General features: G+C 64.7%; 7 protein-coding genes and 2 pseudogenes. 1 reads left to right on the top strand and 8 read right to left on the bottom strand.

From position 1 onward, the window contains the following. Positions 1-125 precede the first annotated feature (125 nt). Both ACLQ2X_RS20560 and ACLQ2X_RS20555 read right to left on the bottom strand, forming a co-directional pair. Positions 126-1294, bottom strand: a protein-coding gene (locus ACLQ2X_RS20560) for an IS3 family transposase (protein WP_425682675.1) whose coding sequence is annotated in 2 segments (ribosomal slippage) — positions 126-1007 and positions 1010-1294 — 1167 coding nt in all. Because the reading frame shifts where the segments join, the coding sequence is not laid out codon by codon here. A gap of 69 nt (positions 1295-1363) precedes the next feature. After that, positions 1364-1708 (bottom strand): annotated as a pseudogene (locus tag ACLQ2X_RS20555) (IS110 family transposase); the annotation flags it as partial. A 318-nt stretch (positions 1709-2026) separates the two neighbouring features. Between ACLQ2X_RS20555 and ACLQ2X_RS20550 the strand changes: the two are divergent. Further along, positions 2027-2275 (top strand): annotated as a pseudogene (locus ACLQ2X_RS20550) (transposase family protein); the annotation flags it as partial. 29 nt (positions 2276-2304) lie between these two features. Here the strand turns inward: ACLQ2X_RS20550 and ACLQ2X_RS20545 are convergent. The 6 genes from ACLQ2X_RS20545 to ACLQ2X_RS20520 all read right to left on the bottom strand — a co-directional run bounded on the left by ACLQ2X_RS20545 (position 2305) and on the right by ACLQ2X_RS20520 (position 6895). Further along, positions 2305-3027: a hypothetical protein gene (locus ACLQ2X_RS20545; RefSeq protein WP_425682674.1), complete on the bottom strand. Its 723-nt coding sequence runs from the start codon at positions 3025-3027 to the stop codon at positions 2305-2307. 22 nt (positions 3028-3049) lie between these two features. Continuing rightward, on the bottom strand, positions 3050-3964 hold the full coding sequence (locus ACLQ2X_RS20540) for an RHS repeat-associated core domain-containing protein (protein WP_425682689.1): 915 nt from the start codon (positions 3962-3964) through the stop codon (positions 3050-3052). A gap of 85 nt (positions 3965-4049) precedes the next feature. Continuing rightward, positions 4050-4625 carry an SUKH-4 family immunity protein gene (locus ACLQ2X_RS20535; RefSeq protein ID WP_425682673.1) on the bottom strand — a complete coding sequence of 192 codons (576 nt, stop codon included), beginning with the start codon at positions 4623-4625 and terminating at the stop codon, positions 4050-4052. Further along, on the bottom strand, positions 4561-5022 hold the full coding sequence (locus ACLQ2X_RS20530) for a hypothetical protein (RefSeq protein ID WP_425682672.1): 462 nt from the start codon (positions 5020-5022) through the stop codon (positions 4561-4563). The genes ACLQ2X_RS20535 and ACLQ2X_RS20530 overlap by 65 nt, the downstream gene beginning before the upstream one ends. A gap of 366 nt (positions 5023-5388) precedes the next feature. Continuing rightward, the gene (locus ACLQ2X_RS20525; RefSeq protein ID WP_425682671.1) at positions 5389-5949 is read right to left on the bottom strand and encodes an SUKH-4 family immunity protein; all 561 of its coding nucleotides are present in this window, start codon (positions 5947-5949) and stop codon (positions 5389-5391) included. Positions 5950-5953: 4 nt separating this feature from the next. Beyond that, positions 5954-6895, bottom strand: coding sequence for a polymorphic toxin-type HINT domain-containing protein (locus tag ACLQ2X_RS20520; RefSeq protein ID WP_425682670.1), 942 nt, complete (start codon positions 6893-6895; stop codon positions 5954-5956). Between the last annotated feature and the right edge of the window lie 374 nt (positions 6896-7269).

Genomic DNA, 7269 nt, shown 5'->3' with positions numbered 1-7269 from the left:
CGTCCTGGCAGGCGCGAGCGAGGACCGCGATCGAGCGGGCGAGTTCGGTGTCGGCGGGCAGCGGCCGGTGCACATGCCTATCCGTACGCAAGAGGGTCTGCTGCACCGGCAGGTGACAGGTGTAGTCACGCGGCCTGACTGGCCGGTGGGTGCATGATGGTCTCGAATTCCACGGGGGTCAACCGGGACAGCGACCGCTGGCGTCGGCGGCGGTGGTAGGTCCGTTCGATCCAGGTCACGATCGCGATCCGGAGTTGCTCACGGCTGGTCCAGGATCGCCGGTTCAGGACGTTGTTCTGCAGGAGTCCGAAGAAGGATTCCATGGCGGCGTTGTCACCGGCGGCGCCGACGCGGCCCATCGATCCGGCCATCCGGTGGTGGTTGAGGGCTCGGACGAATTTCCTGGACCGGAATTGGGATCCGCGGTCGGTGTGCAGGATGCAGCCGGCCAGGTCGCCGCGTCTGGCGGCGGCGTTGTCCAGTGCGGCGACGGCCAGGCGGGACTTCATCCGCGAGTCGATGGAGTAGCCGACGATCCGGTGGGACCAGACGTCCTTGATCGCGCAGAGGTAGAGCTTGCCTTCGGCGGTGTGGTGTTCGGTGATGTCGGCCAACCACAGCCGGTTCGGGCCGTCGGCGGTGAAGTCCCGCTGGACCAGGTCGTCGTGCACGGGTGGGCCGACCTTGCCGCCCTTGCCGCGACGCTTGCGCTTGCCGAACGCGCTCCACCAGCCGTTGCCGGAGCAGATCCGCCACGCAGTGCGGTCGGCCATCGGCTGCCCCGCGTCGCGGGCCTCGTCGACCAGGAACCGGTAGCCGAACTCCGGATCGTCACGGTGGGCGTCGAACAACGCGTTGGCCCGGTACGCCGCCACCTCCTCGGCGCTGGTGACGGGTCGGGCCAGCCACCGGTAGTAAGGCTGACGAGCGATCTGTAGTACCCGGCACGTCACCGCCACGGGGATCCCGTCGGCGGCCAGCTCGCTCACGAGCGGGTAGAGCCTTTTCCCGGCAGATGCGCCTGCGACAAGTAGGCAGCGGCCCGACGCAGGACCTCGTTCTCCTGCTCCAACAACCTGATCCGCTTACGCGCCTCGCGCAGCTCGGCTGACTCGGTGCCGGTCGTCCCGGGCGCGGCGCCGGCGTCGACGTCGGCCTGGCGCAGCCACTTGAACAAGGTCATCGGGTGGACCCCGAAGTCCTTGGCGATCTGCTCGACCGTCACGCCTGGCTCGCGGTCACGAGCGACACGCACGACATCATCGCGGAACTCTCGGGGATAGGGCTTGGGCACAGCGACATCCTTCCAGCTCGCCGTCAGGACAAGCCATCTCAGATGTCACCTATCGGTGCAGCAGACCCAGATGTTCGCCAGCACGACGGCATCGGCGTGGTCGGACTTCTTGCCCGACGCCGAGTAGCGTTCCCGGTAGCGGGCCACGGCCATCGGGTTGATCGGATAGATCGGGCGGCCGGTGGCGCGAAGCGCTGCGACCAGCAGACCACGCGGGGTTTCGATCGCCACAGGGATCGGGCAGTCGCCGTCGTCGCCAGCTTCGGCCAGTATCGCCAGAAGCGTCTGGAAGCCCTCGACGGACTCGGTGATGCGGGCCTTCGCTACCAGAGTGCCGTTGTCGTCGACGAGCGCGATGTCGTGGTGCTTCTCGGCCCAGTCGATGCCGCAGGTGACCTTCAATATGTCCTCCATGCCGGGGTTCGGGTTGGTCCTTGCCCTGACCGGGATCGCGCGGCGCCCTAATGGAAAGGCTCGATGGCCTGACATCCGATGAGCCGTCCTTGATCCCAGCGACCGGCACGGCTCCCCGTCTTACGTCGAGGGCTCCTGGCCCCGGATAACCGAGGGATGCTCCGTGCTGGCGGGCTCGAACCACGAACAGATCCAAACGGACCCGATCCCGCAGAGCGGGCCGAGCCACGCAGCAGCTCCCGCCTTATCGTGAGGCGTCGAACGCCGGGGATACCAAAGGAGTCGCGGCAAGAGCCCGACCCGCTCTGCACCCATTAGGGCTACCAAGGAGCCCGCGGCAGCCTGCGCACTCCGTTCAAGCGGCGCCGCTTCCGCCCGAAGCTGTCACGCCGGCAGAAGGCCGTCAACCGCGCCCACGCAAAGATCCGCGCCCGCGGCGAACGCGCGATCGCCACCCTCAAGACCTGGAAGATCCTGAACAAGCTGCGCTGCTGCCCACGACGAGCCACCCCGATCGTGCAGGCCATCCTCGTCCTGCACCACGTCGAGGCGAACCGTTGGCCGTAACAGAGCCGAGCAAACGGGAGCCAGAACGTTCAGCGAAATCGGTCGACGGTAACGGGGATCAGTCCCTGCTGCCGCATCTGCGTCGTCAGACCGCGCAGCAGCACGCCGACCGCCTCGTCACGTTCCCCCACCAGATCGCACGTCACGTCCAGCCCCCACGCGGCACCTGCGGCCACCCGCCGCAGATCCCAGCGGAAGGCGTCGCCGGTAACCTGGCGACGCACCGCGCCCAAAACGCGCACCTCGGGATCCGCGAGGTCGCCGGTGACCGGCATCTGCCACGCCTCGCTCAGTGCCGCAAGGGCGTCCTGGGTCAACTCATCGGCGAAGAGAATCCTATAGACGCGCGTCTCGCGAAATCCCGACCTGGCCTCGGGACCGCTCAGCCGCAAGGCACACGGTGCCTGCGCGGGGAGGCCACCGAAGCACGCCCGGAGCTCAGGCTCGTCCGGCAGATCGGCACCGCAGAGATCCCAGTAGAACGCCGCCGCCGCTGCCCGGCCCACGGGCGTCACTCGGGCCCGCAGCGCGGCGTCAACGCGTAAGCGCCGACTGATGGACGAAGCGTCGCGCCACTGGCCCTCCTCTCGACTCCAGCCGCCGCTCACCAGCCCCGCCGAGGAGTAGTCCGCCGCGAGCAGGAACTCCTCAACCAGCAGGCCCTCCGGCCCGCCGGCGCCGTCGTGAACTACGTAGTAGTGCAGTGCAGGTGAGCTGTCTGCCGCTTGCCGCGCAACAAAGGTCTTCGTCACCCGTCTATTTTCTGCCACGACGTCACACGCGGCCATGCACGGCTCGCCGGAGGCCCAAGGCTGGAGCCAGTGAACTCGCCCCTGCACGTTGTGCTCCCCAATTCCGCCGCAAGCCGACAGTGATCGCCAGCCACCTGCGCCGCCAGGATGGAAAAGGCTCAGTGATCGTCACCAGCGTCTTACTGCCCTCGTGGCTACGGACGTTGGTGACCGCACGGCCCTGGTTCTGGCCCGACTCCACGTCCGTGCCGAGGACCTCGTCACCGAGCTGCAGGTCCTCGATCGCCTTGGTCCCGCCGCCGGCGAGCAGGACCTTCGTGCCCGGCACGAAGCTGTTGCACTTCGTAGGTGTCGTCTGCTTCTTCGGTGTGGTCGGGCTGTCGGTCTTCGGCTTCGGCGTGTTGGTGGGCAGCGCCTTCGAGGCGTCGGTGGTCGCCTCGACGCCCTTCTGGACATCCTTGGCGGTGTCGATGCCGTCGGCGATCTTCTTACCCGTCTTGGCCAGCTTCGCCGCCGTAACCGCGTTACCCGCCAGCGGGATAGCGGAAGCCATCGACAGCGCCGCGTCGACGTAGTTGCCCTCCGCCGCATACCAGATCCCGTTCGCGACGTCGGCGACCTCGCCGACCACCGGCACCATCCCCACCACATCCAACGTGGCGTGGCCGATGTCCGACAACGACATCCCGAACAGATGCCCGTCCAACTCCACGAAGCTGACCGGGTTCCCACCGGCGAACGCATACCGGTTACCGGTGAACGGATCCATCCCCAGCGCCATGTCCGCCATCGCGCCGCCGTAGGTGTCCCGCGTCAGGAACCGGTTCAACCCCGGATCGTAGTTACGGAACCCCATGTCATACGTACCCGAACCCGCATCCCACCGCGAAGCGTTGAACCGGAACGCGTTGTACGGCTCCTCACCCGCCGGCTGCACAGCCGACTCGTCCACCGCAGAGGTAGAGCAAAGCCGAAGGCAGAGACGCCGCCAGTGCGACGCCCCTGCCTTCGGTCAGCGACGATTAGTCCTCGCCAGGGACCAGGACTCCGTCCTCAACTTCCTCACAGACGAAGGACCACCAAGTTTCCTCGCCCTTGAAAGCGGCCCGATCTAGCTTTCGAAGCTCTTTCCTCAACTTCTTACCCTCCTTGATCACTCGGCCCTCATTCACAATGCCGCGGCAGTTGAGCAGAAACCCGCGCCATTGAGCCAAGAACGTGAGAAACAAGGGAAGGCTCGAATTGCAGAAGAGCATCTCGGTCTCGTCCACGGACAGGTTCCATACCTGGCCGTCAGGACGTCGGGTCAGATATGAACCCGCCACCTCCTTCTCGTTTGTACCGAGAAAGTAGTACTGATGGTCACCGAAAGAGCGTTCACGAAGGAAGCTATGCGGATCTGCGTAGAACATCCCTTCAATTTCAACTGGCAAACCAACAGAAGTGAGTTGCTCGACGGCGTCACCTGGCAGGTCAAGGCGGATCTGAGGCGCGAAGCGACCGTAGAGCCGCGATTCGGGTGCCGTGATCCTCTCAGTGCGACATCGCCTCACGAACGAGCCTCTTCTGAAAAGCGATCGTCTCCACGCACCTGGCATTCGCCCGCTCAGCCTCCTCAGTCCACTCCGGCACTTCCTCTCGATCGAGAAGACCTTCGTAACAAAAGGAAAGAACGCCGTACAGGACTTCGCCGGTGAGGCCGTCGGGTGCGTCGGCACAGGCCAGCAGAGCCGACATCATGTGCGAGGTACCGGGCTCCTCCGCCAGATCCAGCACATCCTCGTACTCGTCGAGCATCTCGTCGGAGAACTCGATCTTGCCTCGACCGGCGGCCACTGCTTCGCGCCCGGCCGCCATACCTCGATCCAGGTAGTCGCGAACTTCTTCCACCTCGCTCTGACCCATTGCATTACGGGTCCACTCCATCGCCGCCATTGCAAGAGCGAGCCTTTGCGGAGGCTGAATATTCTGCAGTTCACCCCGTAGCGGCTGCATCTCACGATCCCAGAGTAGCACCCGGTCCTCCAGTTTCTGTGGTCAGGAACAGGAATCACATCGCGGACCGACGGATGCAGCCCACTAATTTTGAACCTCCAGGCGCAGCTTTCGAACACGCGATCGAAGTCGGGAAGGATGTTCAGGATTTCCAATCCTTCCTCGCGCGGCAGGGCCAATGCCCGCGGGCATTCAACGACACTCCCATCCATCTCGACAAGCACCTCTCCCGGCAGTTCGACATGCTCCAGGTCGCAGAAGGAGCGATCCTTCAAAGGGTGGCAGTCGCGATTCAGAGAGCTCGTCGAAGCCGGACATTGCCCTATCGTAACCGCATACGAGAGAGGGGTGGGGCGGGGCGACCCCTCAGCCTTCCCCTTCGTCCTCGGTGTAGTCGCCGATCGCAACATCGTCGAGGAGCGAGCGCCAGAATCCGGAGTCGTCCGCCAGCGCCGAGCTGTCAATGCGCGAAATCTCGGCTTCCAGCAGGTCCGCGAGCTGCTCAGGGTCAGGATCGTCCGAGCCGTTCATGGCGTCGTCAATTTTCGACTCGAACAGCCTCAAACAATCTGCGAAGAGCTCGGGTGAGGCGTTCACATATAATTCACTCGAAGCGAGAGCATCCACGTACACCACCTCACCTGTACCACACTCTACGTGGTAAGCGCCGACGTCATCGCTCTCCGTCGCGACCCCGATCCTGAGCAACTCACGATCGGCAACCCTCAGGAGCGCATGATCTTCGGGTGCCTCACAGGCGACAAAGACGACGTGTGTGGTAGGCAATCCGACGGCGACGAGGAATTCTTGGGCCGCCGTGTCCCGCACACACTCCACATAACCGGCAGAGTAGCGAAAGTTGCCGGATGCCACTACCTCACCCCCGTTCGCGGTGGCCGGCCCGCCGGTGATCGGCGGGCCGGCCATCGCCTCACGACGATCCTAGTGACATTGCCACGGCCTGAGCCAGTTCCCCGACAGCGCGTCGGAGGAAACCTGGCCTACGGCCTTCTTCTTTGAAGCACGTGCCGCAGCACCTTCGGCGGACGTCGTCCAATTCCAGGAGTAGGACGTCGGGATACCCGCGGAGGCTAGGTCTCGACGACACCTGTTCGTGCCCGTGCAGGGCTGGAAATTCGGAGTACATCTCCTTGATCTGACCGCCGAACTTCTTCATCAACTTCTGCTCGGCGTGATTCCCCAGCCCTTTCGAGGAAAAGGCGACCTCAATCCTCTCCACGCCGTCGCCGCCGACGACCCTCGCTGCGGCGAAGTTGTTTCCCGTCTTGCCCAGCTTCAGCCGTTCCTGAATCACTGCCTGGCTCAGGTCTGTGCTTCCGTACTCGACCTGACCGCAGTTGTGGACCAGGACCGGCGTGGTGCCGGCGAGGACGTAGTAGGTGTGGACACCGTTGACGGTTAGGTTGTGGACCCGTTCCTGGTGCGTGCTCCGCTTGACCGCGGTGACCTGCACCCAAGTGCCCGCCGCAGTCTGGAGCCACATGCCGGCCTTGAGTTGCTCGGCCTTGGCCCACATCCCGACGTCCGGCAGCCAGACCAGGTGAGCATCCGTAGAAGTGATGCTCGCGGTTTTCGAGCCGTCCTTGCCGTCCACATCGACGGTGAAGGTGATCAGCTTCTTGACGCCGGCATGGCTGCGGACGTTGGTGACCGTGCGGCCCTGGCCGGCGCTCGACTCCACATCCGTGGCGCGGACCTGGTCACCGAGCTGCAGGTCCTCGATCGCCTTGGTCGAGCCGTCGGCCATCAGCACCATTGTGCCCGGCACGAAGCTGTTGGTCTTGCAACTGGGGCCGTCTTGCTTCGGCTTCGCCGGGGTCTCGGTCTTCGGTTTCGGTGTGTTGGTGGGCAAGCGCCTTCTGGGCGTCGGTGGTCGCCTCGACGCCCTTCTTGACGTCGTTGGCGGTGTCGGCAAGACTCCTTCGACGCCGCCGGTCGAGCCGAGTCGCTCACCTACCCGCTGGCGTGAACCGGACACGCTCATACGCTCCCCAGGTGGGAATCGTAAGGCCCCGCCGAGGGGCGAGCAGCCGTCGCAGTGGTATCCCGGGCGGTCATCGTGGGACTGACGTACTTCTTCAGGATGAGTGACCAGGCCATAGGAAAAAGCGGTGGTGCGTAGATGCACCACCGCTTTCTCCGGCATGGATCCGAACGTGGCCGCGACACACAATTGATGCGCTCGGCCCTGCCAGGCCGTGCCTAACGCGCTAACCGGCCAATCTT

This window comes from Micromonospora sp. DT31 (assembly GCF_049841795.1).
In the GTDB taxonomy this organism is placed as follows: domain Bacteria; phylum Actinomycetota; class Actinomycetes; order Mycobacteriales; family Micromonosporaceae; genus Micromonospora.
The sequence above is the reverse complement of the archived record's forward strand: the minus strand, read 5'-3'. Positions and strand labels throughout refer to the sequence as shown.

What these genes read in the sequence shown, in the direction of transcription:
- ACLQ2X_RS20535 (WP_425682673.1), bottom strand. Translation starts at nt 4,625, where the DNA reads ATGCCAGGTGCGTGGAGACGATCGCTTTTCAGAAGAGGCTCGTTCGTG.
- ACLQ2X_RS20530 (WP_425682672.1), bottom strand. Translation starts at nt 5,022, where the DNA reads ATGCAGCCGCTACGGGGTGAACTGCAGAATATTCAGCCTCCGCAAAGG.
- ACLQ2X_RS20525 (WP_425682671.1), bottom strand. Translation starts at nt 5,949, where the DNA reads ATGGCCGGCCCGCCGATCACCGGCGGGCCGGCCACCGCGAACGGGGGT.